The organism is Flavobacterium sp. N1994, from assembly GCF_025947145.1.
Lineage (GTDB): Bacteria > Bacteroidota > Bacteroidia > Flavobacteriales > Flavobacteriaceae > Flavobacterium.
On the sequence record NZ_CP109999.1, the window covers coordinates 2,835,654 to 2,848,712 of the forward strand.

The 13,059-nt window shown below is 36.9% G+C and carries 12 protein-coding genes; 10 read left to right on the plus strand and 2 right to left on the minus strand.

The window, feature by feature from the left end; genetic code table 11:
• Nucleotides 1–20: 20 nt before the first annotated feature.
• The 9 genes from OLM53_RS12715 (at nucleotide 21) to OLM53_RS12755 (ending at nucleotide 9,793) form a co-directional block, all read left to right on the plus strand.
• Nucleotides 21–593, plus strand: a complete 573-nt coding sequence (locus OLM53_RS12715; protein ID WP_264520604.1) for an adenylate kinase — start codon at nucleotides 21–23, stop codon at nucleotides 591–593.
• A 110-nt stretch (nucleotides 594–703) separates the two neighbouring features.
• Nucleotides 704–1,927: a hemolysin family protein gene (locus tag OLM53_RS12720; protein WP_264522457.1), complete on the plus strand. Its 1,224-nt coding sequence runs from the start codon at nucleotides 704–706 to the stop codon at nucleotides 1,925–1,927.
• Between the two features lie 72 nt (nucleotides 1,928–1,999).
• Nucleotides 2,000–3,034, plus strand: a complete 1,035-nt coding sequence (gene obgE / locus OLM53_RS12725; protein WP_264520605.1) for a GTPase ObgE — start codon at nucleotides 2,000–2,002, stop codon at nucleotides 3,032–3,034.
• 279 nt (nucleotides 3,035–3,313) lie between these two features.
• A complete protein-coding gene (locus tag OLM53_RS12730; protein WP_264522458.1) occupies nucleotides 3,314–5,470 on the plus strand; it encodes a S46 family peptidase in 2,157 nt (718 codons plus the stop codon).
• A 136-nt stretch (nucleotides 5,471–5,606) separates the two neighbouring features.
• Nucleotides 5,607–6,305, plus strand: coding sequence for a tetratricopeptide repeat protein (locus OLM53_RS12735; RefSeq protein WP_264520606.1), 699 nt, complete (start codon nucleotides 5,607–5,609; stop codon nucleotides 6,303–6,305).
• On the plus strand, nucleotides 6,305–7,660 hold the full coding sequence (locus tag OLM53_RS12740) for a UDP-N-acetylmuramate--L-alanine ligase (RefSeq protein WP_264520607.1): 1,356 nt from the start codon (nucleotides 6,305–6,307) through the stop codon (nucleotides 7,658–7,660). The genes OLM53_RS12735 and OLM53_RS12740 overlap by 1 nt, the downstream gene beginning before the upstream one ends.
• Before the next feature lie 36 nt (nucleotides 7,661–7,696).
• The gene (gene radC, locus OLM53_RS12745) at nucleotides 7,697–8,389 is read left to right on the plus strand and encodes a RadC family protein (protein WP_264520608.1); all 693 of its coding nucleotides are present in this window, start codon (nucleotides 7,697–7,699) and stop codon (nucleotides 8,387–8,389) included.
• Nucleotide 8,390: 1 nt separating this feature from the next.
• On the plus strand, nucleotides 8,391–9,074 hold the full coding sequence (locus OLM53_RS12750; RefSeq protein WP_264520609.1) for a YjjG family noncanonical pyrimidine nucleotidase: 684 nt from the start codon (nucleotides 8,391–8,393) through the stop codon (nucleotides 9,072–9,074).
• The gene (locus OLM53_RS12755; protein WP_264520610.1) at nucleotides 9,074–9,793 is read left to right on the plus strand and encodes a hypothetical protein; all 720 of its coding nucleotides are present in this window, start codon (nucleotides 9,074–9,076) and stop codon (nucleotides 9,791–9,793) included. Before OLM53_RS12750 ends, OLM53_RS12755 begins: the two co-directional genes overlap by 1 nt.
• Here OLM53_RS12755 and OLM53_RS12760 read toward each other — a convergent pair.
• Nucleotides 9,790–11,067, minus strand: a complete 1,278-nt coding sequence (locus tag OLM53_RS12760) for a replication-associated recombination protein A (protein ID WP_264520611.1) — start codon at nucleotides 11,065–11,067, stop codon at nucleotides 9,790–9,792. The two genes, OLM53_RS12755 and OLM53_RS12760, sit on opposite strands and share 4 nt — an antisense overlap.
• Nucleotides 11,068–11,425: 358 nt before the next feature.
• Here OLM53_RS12760 and OLM53_RS12765 point away from each other — a divergent pair, with 358 nt between their 5' ends.
• Nucleotides 11,426–12,190 carry a rhomboid family intramembrane serine protease gene (locus tag OLM53_RS12765; RefSeq protein ID WP_264520612.1) on the plus strand — a complete coding sequence of 255 codons (765 nt, stop codon included), beginning with the start codon at nucleotides 11,426–11,428 and terminating at the stop codon, nucleotides 12,188–12,190.
• A gap of 133 nt (nucleotides 12,191–12,323) precedes the next feature.
• Here the strand turns inward: OLM53_RS12765 and rlmB are convergent, their stop codons facing one another.
• Nucleotides 12,324–13,058: a 23S rRNA (guanosine(2251)-2'-O)-methyltransferase RlmB gene (gene rlmB, locus OLM53_RS12770; RefSeq protein ID WP_264520613.1), complete on the minus strand. Its 735-nt coding sequence runs from the start codon at nucleotides 13,056–13,058 to the stop codon at nucleotides 12,324–12,326.
• Nucleotide 13,059: the final 1 nt, after the last annotated feature.

Consider the following 13,059-nt stretch of genomic DNA (forward strand, 5'->3'; position numbering starts at 1 on the left):
TTATAATTCAAAATAATACAATGATTAACATCGTTCTTTTCGGAAAACCAGGTGCAGGAAAAGGCACACAAGCTGAATTTTTAAAAGGAAAATACAATCTAACCCATCTTTCGACGGGAGATATTTTTAGATACAATATTAAGAATGATACCGAGTTGGGGCAATTGGCTAAAACCTTCATGGATAAAGGTGATTTAGTTCCAGATCAAGTGACCATTCAAATGCTTCAAAGTGAAGTCGATAAAAATCCACAGTCTGCTGGTTTTTTGTTTGATGGTTTCCCAAGAACGTTAGCGCAAGCCGATGCATTAGATAAATTCTTAGAATCAAAAGGACAAAGCATAACGGCTACCGTAGCGTTAGAAGCCGATGATGAAATTTTAGTACAACGTTTGTTAGAAAGAGGGAAAACTTCTGGTAGACCAGACGATCAAGACGAAGAAAAAATTAGAAATCGCTACGACGAATACAATCAAAAAACCGCACCATTGATGCATTATTATAACGCACAAGGCAAATTCCACAAAGTGGATGGTATCGGTTCTATAGAAGAAGTAACACAACGATTAAGCCAAGTAATCGACAACCTATAATTGAAATTTTTGGTTAGAAGTTATATTCATAACTCATAACTCATAACTTATAACTCAAAATGGAAATCTTAATCATTCTTTTTTTAATTCTACTCAACGGCGTTTTCTCTATGTCGGAAATCGCGCTGATATCGGCTCGTAAAACCCGTTTGGAAACAGCTGCTAAAAAAGGAAATACCAATGCTAAAGTGGCTCTAGACTTGGCTAATTCTCCGAACAAATTTCTATCTACGGTTCAAATCGGAATTACTTTGATTGGAATTTTAACAGGGATTTATTCTGGCGATAAAATCACGCACGATGTTCAAGGGTATATTGCTACTTTTCCAGTATTGAAACCCTATTCTGTGAGTATCGGTGTAGGTATCGTTGTAGTGATATTGACTTTTTTCTCTTTAGTTTTAGGCGAATTATTACCCAAAAGAATCGGACTCAATTACCCAGAAGCAATAGCTAAAGGTGTCGCTGTTCCCATGAAAATGGTCTCTATAGTGACGATGCCCTTTATTTGGTTATTGACTAAATCAACCGATGGAATACTGAATCTTTTAAAAATAAAACCCACCGCCGACGGAAAAGTTACCGAAGAAGAAATCAAAGCTATCATCAAAGAAGGAACCGAAGGGGGCGAAGTACAAGAAATTGAACAAGATATTGTTGAGCGTGTGTTTCACATTGGTGACCGAAAAATAAATTCATTAATGACCCACCGTCAATCGATAGTATATCTTTCCCATGACGATAGCGTTGCCGAATTAAAAGCAAAAGTGTTAGACGAATTGCATTCGGTTTATCCTGTTTGCAAAGAAAATCTAGACGACGTCGAAGGAATTGTTTTATTGAAAGATTTATTTGCCGGATTTGAAAAAGGGCCTTTCGATTTAAAAGCCATTACCAAAGAACCAGTATATTTAATAGAACATACATCAGCTTATAAAGCTTTGGAGAATTTCAAAAAGTCTAAAGTGCATTATGCCTTGGTTACTGATGAATACGGAGTTTTTCAAGGTATCATTACTTTGAATGATATCTTAGAAGCTTTGGTGGGAGATGCGTCCGATTTTGATGAAGATGAATACCAATTAATAGCTCGCGAAGACGGGACATGGTTAGTAGACGGATTGTATTCCTTACATGATTTCCTAACCTTTTTCGATATGGATGAGTTGACGAACGATTATGAAGTAACCACATTAAGCGGACTAATCATGACCGAAATGGGTAAGATACCCACTACTGGAGAAAAACTCATTTGGAACAAATTTGAATTAGAAATCATCGATATGGATGGTGTTAAGATTGATAAAGTGCTAGTTAAAGCATTAAAAGAATAGATTTGATATTAAGAGGAGAATGTCCAGTGGACATTCGGCTTTTTTGTTATCATTGTAATAAAGAGAGAAAAAATGACAGAAGGTAACTTTGTAGACTACGTAAAAATATATGTTTCTTCCGGAAAAGGAGGGAAGGGTTCTTCTCACTTGCACCGAGAAAAATTTATTGAAAAAGGAGGACCTGATGGCGGAGATGGAGGTCGTGGAGGACACGTAATTCTAAAAGGCAATAAAGGACTTTGGACTTTGTTTCACCTTAAATTCGCACGTCACGTCAAAGCGGGACACGGTGGCGATGGAGGAAGTTCTCGAAGTACAGGTCATGATGGAGAAGATAAAGTAATCGAAGTGCCATTAGGAACTGTAGTGCGCGATAAAGAAACAGATGAAATTCTATTCGAAATTACAGAACATGGCGAAGAAAGAATATTAGCCAAAGGGGGTAAAGGAGGCTTAGGAAACTGGAACTTTAGAAGTTCTACCAATCAAACGCCACGTTATGCACAACCGGGTATGCCTACCGAAGAAATGGATGTCATATTAGAATTAAAAGTGTTAGCCGATGTTGGTTTAGTAGGGTTTCCCAATGCTGGAAAATCCACTTTACTTTCTGTGTTAACATCAGCCAAACCTAAGATTGCCGATTATCCTTTTACTACTTTGAAACCTAATTTAGGTATCGTAGCTTATCGTGAATTCAAATCGTTCATCATGGCGGATATCCCCGGAATTATTCAAGGAGCTGCTGAAGGGAAAGGATTAGGACATTACTTCCTAAGACACATCGAGCGTAACTCAACATTATTATTTCTAGTGCCAGCCGATGCTGAAGATATCAAAAAAGAGTATGAAATCTTGCTTGACGAATTACGTCGCTACAACCCAGAAATGTTGGATAAAGACAAACTAATTGTGGTTTCCAAATGCGATATGCTTGATGACGAACTTAAAGCCGAACTCAAAGCACAACTCGATAAAGAATTCAAAGGAACACCTTATCTCTTCATTTCCTCAGTAGCTAACCAAGGGCTAACCGAACTAAAAGACAAACTTTGGGAAATGCTAAACGTAGATGCCGAAGAACCTGAAAATAGTCATGGTATATAAATAGAAAATCCCGAAGCAATTCGGGATTTTTTTGTATCTACACATTGCGCTACTTTAATTGATTTTGACTAAAGCAAAATTGTAGAGTGGAGATGATCACTCTCCCTTTTGCAAATAATAATCCAGTTGCAAAGGATTTTAACTCTATTTTTCTGTTAAATACCTTTCGTTAAAATCCTAAAAAAAACTATATTCGCAACGCTTTTAACAGTTGTAGTTGTAACAAATACAAGTATCAACATACTACTAGCATTCAATCTATTAACTTATTACTTTATGATGAAGAGAATTATTGTATCGGCAATCGTGGCACTACTATTACTACCAACGACCATGAAAGCCGACGAAGGAATGTGGTTCCTAATGTTTATCGAACGTTTAAACCACCGCGACATGCAAAAGGAAGGACTAAAGTTGACTTCTGAAGAAATCTACAGCATCAACCACCACAGTCTTAAAGACGCCGTAGTACAATTCAACGGTGGATGTACTGCAGAAATTGTTTCCAAAGATGGTTTAGTATTAACCAATCACCACTGTGGATATGATGCCATCGCAGAATTATCAACCGCCGACAACAACTTACTAAAAAACGGTTTTTGGGCACCAAACAGAGCTGCTGAAAAACATCCAGAAACTAGCTTATTCGTGCGCTTCTTTGTTCGTATGGATGATGTTTCCAAAAGAATTTTAGCCAAAGTTACCCCATCGATGTCGGAAGCCGATAGAGAAAAAGCCATCAATGCTGAAATTGCCCTTATCGAAAAAGAAAACAACGAAGGCGGAAAATATACCGTTTCTGTAAGATCCTTTTTCCAAGGAAATGAATACTACTATTTCGTTTACCAAGACTATAAAGATGTTCGTTTAGTAGGAGTACCACCAGAAAGTTTAGGAAAATTTGGTGGAGACACCGACAACTGGGAATGGCCACGTCATACTGCAGACTTCTCTATGTTCCGTGTTTATGCTGATAAAGACGGGAATCCAGCAGCGTATTCAGAAAGTAATGTTCCATTGCAACCAAAACACTATTTGCCTGTAAATCTTAGTGGCGTAAAAGAAAATGATTTCGCTATGATACTAGGCTATCCTGGTAGAACCAACCGTTGGATGCCAGCAGGAGGTATTGAACAAAACGTTAAGTTTGCCTATCCAGCGTGGGTTGAAGGAGCCAAAACTGGAATGGATAACATGAAAAAATACATGGACCAAAGTGATGCGCTTCGTTTAGTGTATGCATCTAAATACGCCTCAACTGCTAACTATTGGAAAAATCGTCAAGGAATGATTGATGCCTTATCGAAATTTGGTACCGCCAAATCAAAAGCAGCACAAGAAGCCAAATTTGATAAATGGGCCAATAAGCCAGAAAATAAAGCCAAATACGGTAACGTGGTAACCAATATCAATAAGTACTACGCCTTGACCAACGAGAAGTCAAGACACGACAATTATTTACAACAATTATTCAGAACTAGTGCTACAGGGAGTGTTGCTAGATCCTTAGGTAAACTTTTAGACGCTTACACTAAAGCTGATGAAACAAAACGTGCAGCTTTGAAAGAGAACGTTCTAGCGGTTGCCAGTAAATTCTTTGAAGACACTTATCTACCAGCTGAAAAAGATATTTTAACGGCTCAATTAGAGTTGTATTCGACTAAATCGGCAGGATATCCTTTAGCACCATCAGTACTTGCTTTACAAAAAAGCAATCAAGGGAAAGGGTTCAAAAACTATGTAGACGCGACTTTCAATTTGAGTATCTTCTCCTCGCTTGATAGAGTAAAAGCTTTCATTGAATACCCAAGTCAAGGATTATTAGACAATGATCCGTTGTATAGTTTGTCTACTGATTTGATTGCTTATTCCAATGTAAAATCGGATGCCATTGCGAAAGCTAAAGATGCTTTTGATGCTTCTTTCAGATTGTTAGTAGAAGGTTTAAGAGAATCTAAAATTGGCGATATCAAATATCCAGATGCTAACTCTACGCTACGTTTAACTTACGGAAAAGTACGTTCGTTACCAGCTGACAAACGAAACGATGCTTCCATCAACAATTACACAACCCTAGACGGACAAGTCAAAAAGTATAAAAAAGGAGATGAAGAATTCGACTTGCCTACCAAAGTTTTGGAAATGAACAAAAAGAAAGACTACGGGCGATATGCGGATAAAGACGGAAGCCTACACGTCAACTTCTTAACCGATAACGACATCACAGGAGGAAACTCAGGTTCGCCAGTACTTAACGGAAAAGGGGAACTAATAGGAATAGCCTTTGACGGAAATATCGAAGCCATGGCAGGAGATGTTATCTTCGATAAAAAATTACAAAGAACCATCAACGTTGACATTCGTTATGTACTTTGGGTTATCGAGAACTTCTCGGGAGCCAAAAATATTGTAGACGAAATGACCTTGGTGAAATAATCTACCTTTGTCTTCAGTACAAAACAAAAATCTAAACCTTCTTGAAGTAATTCAGGAAGGTTTTTTGCGTTAAATGTTTTATAGAAATCCTAATAATAAACTACATTTGCTTTTAGCATCAAGTATATGATAGTAAATGAAAAAGTTACTTTGTCTTATTTTTTTTGTTTCCACCATGACCTTCTCACAAACTAATTTTGAGAAAGCTGAGAAGTTGTTTAGCCAAGAGAAATATGCTATGGCTAAACCAATCTTTGAGAGCATTTTACTTGAAGATCCCCATCATCTTAAAACATTAGAATACCTAGGCGATATAGAAGGAATTAACAAATCTTGGGATAAAGCTATGAGTTATTATGGCAAATTAAAAATACTCAAACCTTCGAATGCCAATTACTATTATAAATACGGGGGGTGCCTCGGAATGAAAGCAAAAGAGAGCAACAAATTCAAAGCACTCGGAATGATAAGCGATATCAAATTCCATTTTGAAAAAGCCATTCAGCTCAATCCAAATCACATAGAAGCGCGTTGGGCATTAATCGAATTATACCTTCAACTTCCAGGAATTGTTGGAGGAAGTGAACGCAAGGCTGAAAATTATGCTGCTGAATTATTAAAAATTTCTCCTGTTGATGGCTATCTTGCCAAAGGCCATATTGCTGAGTATTTTGAAAGATACAAAGAAGCCGAAAAACAATACAGTAAAGCGATTGCCATAAGTGGTTCTAAAACCAGCTATCAAAAATTAGCCGATTTATATAAGAACAAAATGAATCAGCCACAAAAAGCCAAAATACTTTTAGAAAATTATCAAGAACGAAACAAATCATAATGAGAACTCATTTTATAGCCATTGGTGGAGCCGCCATGCACAATTTGGCATTAGCCTTACACAACAAAGGATATCAAGTTACAGGAAGCGATGACGCCATTTTTGAACCTTCCAAATCCAGATTAGAAAAGAAAGGATTATTACCAGTCGAGTTGGGTTGGTTTCCAGAAAAAATCACTGCAGATATAGAAGCTATCATTCTCGGAATGCATGCCAAAGCCGATAATCCTGAGTTGTTAAAAGCGCAAGCACTAGGATTAAAAATCTATTCTTATCCAGAGTTTCTTTACGAACAATCTAAAAACAAAACGAGGGTTGTTATTGGAGGGTCTCACGGAAAAACAACTATTACATCCATGATTCTTCACGTGATGCATTATCATAATATCGAAGTGGATTATATGGTAGGCGCTCAATTAGAAGGGTTTGACACCATGGTACATCTAACCCATGAAAATGATTTTATTGTTTTAGAAGGTGATGAATATTTGTCATCACCTATAGACAGAAGGCCAAAGTTTCATTTGTACCAACCTAATATCGCTTTGCTTTCGGGGATTGCTTGGGATCATATCAATGTGTTTCCAACCTTTGATAATTATGTAGAGCAGTTTGAAATTTTTGTCAACCAAATTACTAAAGGTGGAATTCTAGTCTATAACGAAGAGGACGAAACGGTTAAAAAAGTAGCCGAAGAAACCACCAATACCATCCGAAGATTGCCTTATCAAACGCCAAGTTATACTGTTGAAGATGGAACTACTTTACTAGACACTCCAGAGGGACCAATGCCAATTGAGGTTTTCGGAGCACATAATCTAAATAACCTAGCCGGAGCCAAATGGATTTGCCAAAACATGGGCGTAGATGAAGCCGATTTCTACGAAGCCATTGCAAGTTTCAAAGGTGCCAGCAAGCGTTTAGAAAAAATAGCTGAAGGAAAAGGTAAAGTAGCTTATAAAGATTTTGCTCATTCGCCAAGTAAAGTTGCAGCCACCACTAAAGCCGTAAAAGCACAATATCCCAATAGAAAGCTAGTGGCCTGTTTAGAGTTGCATACTTATAGCAGTTTGAATCCTGAATTCTTAAAAGAATATGAAGGCGCTCTTGATGCGGCAGATGTTGCTGTAGTGTTCTATTCGCCAGATGCGGTCAAAATAAAACAGCTTGAAGAAATAACGTATGATCAAATTGCGCAATCTTTCAAACGCAACGATTTGATTATTTACACAGATCCAGCAGCGTTTAAGGATTTCCTTTTCAATTACGATTTGAATAACTCAGCCTTACTCTTAATGAGTTCGGGGAATTATGGCGGATTGAATTTTGATGAGGTGAAGGGATTGATTAATTAAATTAAAATTCTTACATTTATCATTATTTAAGTAGTGATGAGTGAACAAAATTTCTCTATAAAACATTGGGCAGAAGATGATAAGCCACGGGAAAAGCTAATGCTAAAAGGTAAAACAGCTTTGAGCGATGCCGAGTTGGTTGCCATCCTAATTGGTTCTGGAAGTCGGAATGAAAGTGCTGTTGGATTAAGCAAAAGAATACTCGCGAGTGTTGATAATAACCTAAATGCGTTAGGTAAATTATCGTTGAAGCAATTACTAGAATTTAAAGGAATAGGAGAGGCGAAAGCAGTAACGATAACCGCTGCCTTAGAATTAGGGAGAAGACGCAGAATAGAAGAGTCGGTTGAGTTGCAAAAAATAACTTCCAGCAAAGCCGTTTTTGAAATCATGCAACCTATAATAGGGGAGTTGCCTCATGAAGAATTTTGGGTGTTGTATCTCAACAATTCCAATAAAGTAATTTATAAATCGCAGTTGTCTAAAGGCGGAATTACTGGAACCGTAGTGGATGTGCGATTAATTTTCAAAACCGCTTTGGAACACAATGCTACTTCCGTAATTTTGTCACACAATCATCCTTCCGGAAAGTTGCAAGCCAGTGATGCTGATAAGGAAATTACCAAGAAATTAAAATTGGCAGGAGAACAATTAGACATTAAAGTATTAGACCATATTATCATTACTGAAAACGGATATTACAGCTTTCAAGACGAAGGCATTTTTTAATATGAAACACATCACCGACATCTTTTTCGATTTAGATCATACGCTTTGGGATTTTGATAAAAATTCAATCTTAGCCTTTGACAAAATCTTTAGGGAACATCATCCTACCATTGATACTAATGCTTTTATAGAAGTCTATGCTCCTATAAATCAAGCCTGTTGGAAATTGTATCAAGTCGATAAAATCACCCATGAGGAATTGCGTTATAACAGATTGAAGCAATCTTTCGATAGGATTGAATATGCTATTTCTGATGAAGCTATTGATAAAATAGCACATGATTATATTGAATTCTTACCGGATAATAATCAACTGTTTGAGGGTGCTATTGAAATTTTGGATTACTTGGAACCTAAGTACAATTTGCACATTATTACTAATGGTTTTGCTGAGGTTCAACAGCGAAAAATCAATAATTCAGGATTGCAGCATTATTTTAAAACGATAACAAATTCGGAAATGGCGGGTGTAAAAAAACCACACCGTAACATATTTGAATTTGCTTTATCTTTGGCTAATGTTGCTAAAGAGAATGCCATTATGATTGGTGATTGTATCGATGCTGACGTGCGTGGTGCATTAGATTTTGGAATGAAAGCTGTTTTGTTTGATGAAAAAGAAATCCATAATATCCATGGCGTTGTAACTATAAAGCATTTATTAGAATTAAAAAATATGATGTAATGAAAAAAATATTTTTGTTCCTAGTTTTCCTAGTTAGTCTTCCTGCTATTTCACAAAGTATAAATGACTACCAATATGTTATTGTACCCATAAAATATGATTTTTTTAAAGAAAATGATAAATACAGTTTGAATACATTAACAAAATTATTACTTCAGAAATACGGACTTAAATCGTATTTGAGTACAGAAACTTTTCCAGACGAGGGTCAAAACGATAGATGTTCTATTTTGTATGCTTCGCTTGACGAAAAAAATGGAATGTTTGCTACCAAAGTAAAAGTAGTACTCAAAGATTGTAGAGACAAAGTAGTTTATGAAACAGATTTTGGCACTAGTAAGGAAAAAGAATATGCTGTTGCCTATACTCAGGCGTTGCGTGCAGCTTTTAAGTCTTTTGACAAACTGAACTACAAATACAATGGGAAAAATGATGTTAGGACAGAAACTGCAGTGGTAATAAATAAAAATGAAGATTCAAATCAAGTTGTAAATACTAATTCCGAATTCTATTTTGCCCAACCTATAGCGAATGGGTTTCAAGTGGTAGATAACGAACCAAAAGTTATCATGAGATTGTTAAATACCTCACAGTATAATGTTTTTATAGCAATTAAAGGAAATGCTAATGGAGTGGTGTTTCAGAAAGATACTCACTGGTACTTTGAATATTATGAAAATGGCAATCATTTTTCAGAACTATTGCACCTTAAATTTTAATATCCATACTTATCTTTCCATCGATTCTTTAGGAAATTGCGCAATTCGTTTTCTCGAGCGTTATTCCCTGGTTTGTAGAAAGCCGTATTTTTGATTTCATCAGGCAAATATTCTTGCTCCGAAAAATTATTTTCATAACTATGCGAGTATTGGTATTCTTCCCCATACCCTAATTCTTTCATAAGTTTAGTAGGAGCATTTCGCAAATGAATGGGCACCGATAAATCGCCAGTTTGTTTTACTAAGGCCTGCGCTTCACCTATTGCCATATAACTTGCATTACTTTTTGCTGAAGTAGCTAAATAAACTGCACATTGACTTAGGATAATTCGGCTTTCAGGATAACCAATGGTAGAAACTGCCTGAAAGGTATTGTTCGCCATAATAAACGCCGTTGGATTCGCATTGCCAATATCTTCGCTCGATAAAATCAACATTCTTCTTGCTATGAATTTCACATCTTCACCGCCTTCAATCATTCGAGCTAACCAATATACCGCTCCATTAGGGTCACTTCCTCGAATGGATTTTATAAATGCTGAAACAATATCATAATGTTGTTCTCCTGTTTTGTCGTAGAGTACCGTGTTTTGCTGTACCAATTCTAAAACTTTATCGTTGGTTATGGTAATTTGACCCTCAGGGCTTGCATTTACCACGAGTTCAAAAATATTTAATAGTTTGCGTCCATCACCACCCGAAAGTCTAAGGAGCGCTTCGGTTTCTTTTAATTTTATTTTTTTGGTCGAAATGATTTGGTCTTCCTTCATCGCTCTTTCTAACAACGCCAACAAATCTTCTTTAGAAAACGGATTCAGAATATAAACCTGACAACGTGACAAAAGTGCTGGAATGACTTCGAAACTTGGATTTTCTGTTGTTGCGCCAATAAGCGTTATCCACCCTTTTTCAACCGCTGCTAAAAGTGAATCTTGCTGCGATTTACTAAACCGATGAATCTCATCTATAAACAAAATAGGATTTTTGGCAGTAAACAATCCGCCACTGAGTTTCGCTTTTTCAATCACATCCCGGATGTCTTTCACGCCACTATTGATAGCACTAAGTTCATAAAAAGGGCGATTGCTTTGTTTGGCTATAATTTGTGCTAAAGTGGTTTTCCCCGTACCTGGTGAGCCCCAAAATATCATAGACGGAATAATGCCACGAACAATTTGTTGCGTTAGAGAACCATTTTCACCCACCAAGTGAAGTTGGCTAATGTAGTCCTCTAATCGTTGTGGTCTGATGCGTTCGGCAAGTGGTGCTTCCATGGTGTAAAAATACAGTTTTAATTATTTTGAAGCCCATCGTTCGGGTAAATTTTAAATCTTGTTCCCGCTGTCCGTTCTATCTCGTCAAAAAAGACAAGATGCCACTCCCATCGGGGCTATTTACAATCTCTAGGCTCCTTTTAAAAGCAGTGATCATTTCTTCCCGAAACTTTCCCGCTAGGTAGCGACAACCTTTCGGGAAAGCACAGAACCTTCAAGATACCTAGCAATACCCTTTCGGGTGAGTACAAATCCTTCTAGCTATATATCGGCTAAATTTTGGGATAAACTGACAAATTAGCATTACTTTTAGTTTGGCTATATTTTTGAGAAGTAGTAAAAAAATTAATCAGATATAATGAACGATTACCATAATTTTAAGTTTACCCCTTCGGTTTGGATTGTACCTTCGTTACTGCTTATTATGATATGGGCTGTTTTCTTTTTTGAACATAGCTTTGCAATTGATTTATCCTCACACGGTATTTTACCAAGAACCTTAACTGGATTGCAAGGCGTTATTTTTAGCCCGTTTTTGCATGGAGATTTGAATCATATTGCCAACAATTCTATTCCGTTATTTATCCTAACAACAGCTTTAATTTATTTTTATCGAGACGTTTCTTTGAAAGTATTGTTCTATGGGATTTTGCTTTCTGGAATTATAACTTGGGTAATAGGCAGAGACTCTTTTCATATAGGGGCTAGTAGTTTGATTTATGTTCTAGTTTCCTTTATTTTCTTCAAAGGAATGATGACCCAATATTACCGATTGATGGCGTTATCCCTTACAGTAGTGATGCTCTATGGCGGAATGATTTGGTATGTTTTTCCCGAAGTGGATAAACAAATCTCTTGGGAGGGACATCTGGCAGGTTTGATTACTGGTTTTTTCTTTGCGATAAGATTTAAAACCCCCGATTATGTAAAAGCAACACAATATCCTTGGGAGAAACCCGATTTTAATCCGGAAGAAGACCCTTTTATGAAACGATTTGATGAGCATGGTAACTTTGTTAATACACCAAAACCTGAAGAAATTGTTGAAGAGGCAACATCCGTTCTGCCTCAATATGTTTATGTTTATAAGCAAGCTACTAACGATGACAAGGAAAACGAATAGTTTACTGTCTAGCCCCGGTAGTAATGAAAATAAAATGTCCCGAGATATCGGGACATTTTATTGTAATGGATAGCGGGAATAGGGATTACTGATACTTCCCGAGCCTTTCGCTTCTTATTATTTTGTTGATGGATTACTTTCTTTGTCTTACTGTTTCATATAGAAACGCACCACAAGCTACTGAAACGTTCAGGGATCCAATGGTTCCAAACATAGGGAGTTTGGCTTTAGCGTCTACAATTTTTAATACTGATGGATTGATGCCTCGGTCTTCGCTTCCCATGATGATGGCTACAGGTTCGTTTAATGAAATGTCATATATATTATCTTCTGTTTTTTCGGTGGCTGCTACGGTCTTAATGCCACTCCCTTGAAGATAGAAAATGGCGTCTTTGATATGATCAACTTTACAGATGGGCACATTGAAAACGGCTCCAGCTGACGTTTTAACCGTATCGCCATTAACAGGAGCTGAACCTGTTTTTTGGACAATGATTCCGTCAACTCCAGTACATTCAGCGGTTCTGATGATGGCTCCAAAGTTTCTGGCATCGCTTAGTTGATCTAAGATTAGGAATAATGGCATTTTGCCACTTTCTACAACGCTATCTACTAAAGTTTCAAGTTTTACAAAAGTGATAGGAGCAATGGTTGCTACGGCACCTTGATGGTTGTTGGGAGTTAATCTGTTTAATTTTTCAACGGGAACGTAAGAGAAATTGATGCTATTTTTTTTCATCACTTTTAGTAGTTCCTGCATCAATTCACTTTGTGCATCCGATTGAATAAAGACTTTGTCGATTTCTTTTCCTGCATTAATAGCTTCTATAATAGCTCTGATTCCGAAGATTTGGTTTTCTTTTTCCATG

Coding starts and splice junctions, on each gene's coding strand:
- radC (WP_264520608.1), top strand. CDS start 7,697: ATGAGTGAACAAAATTTCTCTATAAAACATTGGGCAGAAGATGATAAG.
- OLM53_RS12750 (WP_264520609.1), top strand. CDS start 8,391: ATGAAACACATCACCGACATCTTTTTCGATTTAGATCATACGCTTTGG.
- OLM53_RS12740 (WP_264520607.1), top strand. CDS start 6,305: ATGAGAACTCATTTTATAGCCATTGGTGGAGCCGCCATGCACAATTTG.
- rlmB (WP_264520613.1), bottom strand. CDS start 13,058: ATGGAAAAAGAAAACCAAATCTTCGGAATCAGAGCTATTATAGAAGCT.
- obgE (WP_264520605.1), top strand. CDS start 2,000: ATGACAGAAGGTAACTTTGTAGACTACGTAAAAATATATGTTTCTTCC.
- OLM53_RS12715 (WP_264520604.1), top strand. CDS start 21: ATGATTAACATCGTTCTTTTCGGAAAACCAGGTGCAGGAAAAGGCACA.
- OLM53_RS12765 (WP_264520612.1), top strand. CDS start 11,426: ATGAACGATTACCATAATTTTAAGTTTACCCCTTCGGTTTGGATTGTA.
- OLM53_RS12760 (WP_264520611.1), bottom strand. CDS start 11,067: ATGGAAGCACCACTTGCCGAACGCATCAGACCACAACGATTAGAGGAC.
- OLM53_RS12755 (WP_264520610.1), top strand. CDS start 9,074: ATGAAAAAAATATTTTTGTTCCTAGTTTTCCTAGTTAGTCTTCCTGCT.
- OLM53_RS12720 (WP_264522457.1), top strand. CDS start 704: ATGTCGGAAATCGCGCTGATATCGGCTCGTAAAACCCGTTTGGAAACA.
- OLM53_RS12730 (WP_264522458.1), top strand. CDS start 3,314: ATGAAGAGAATTATTGTATCGGCAATCGTGGCACTACTATTACTACCA.
- OLM53_RS12735 (WP_264520606.1), top strand. CDS start 5,607: ATGAAAAAGTTACTTTGTCTTATTTTTTTTGTTTCCACCATGACCTTC.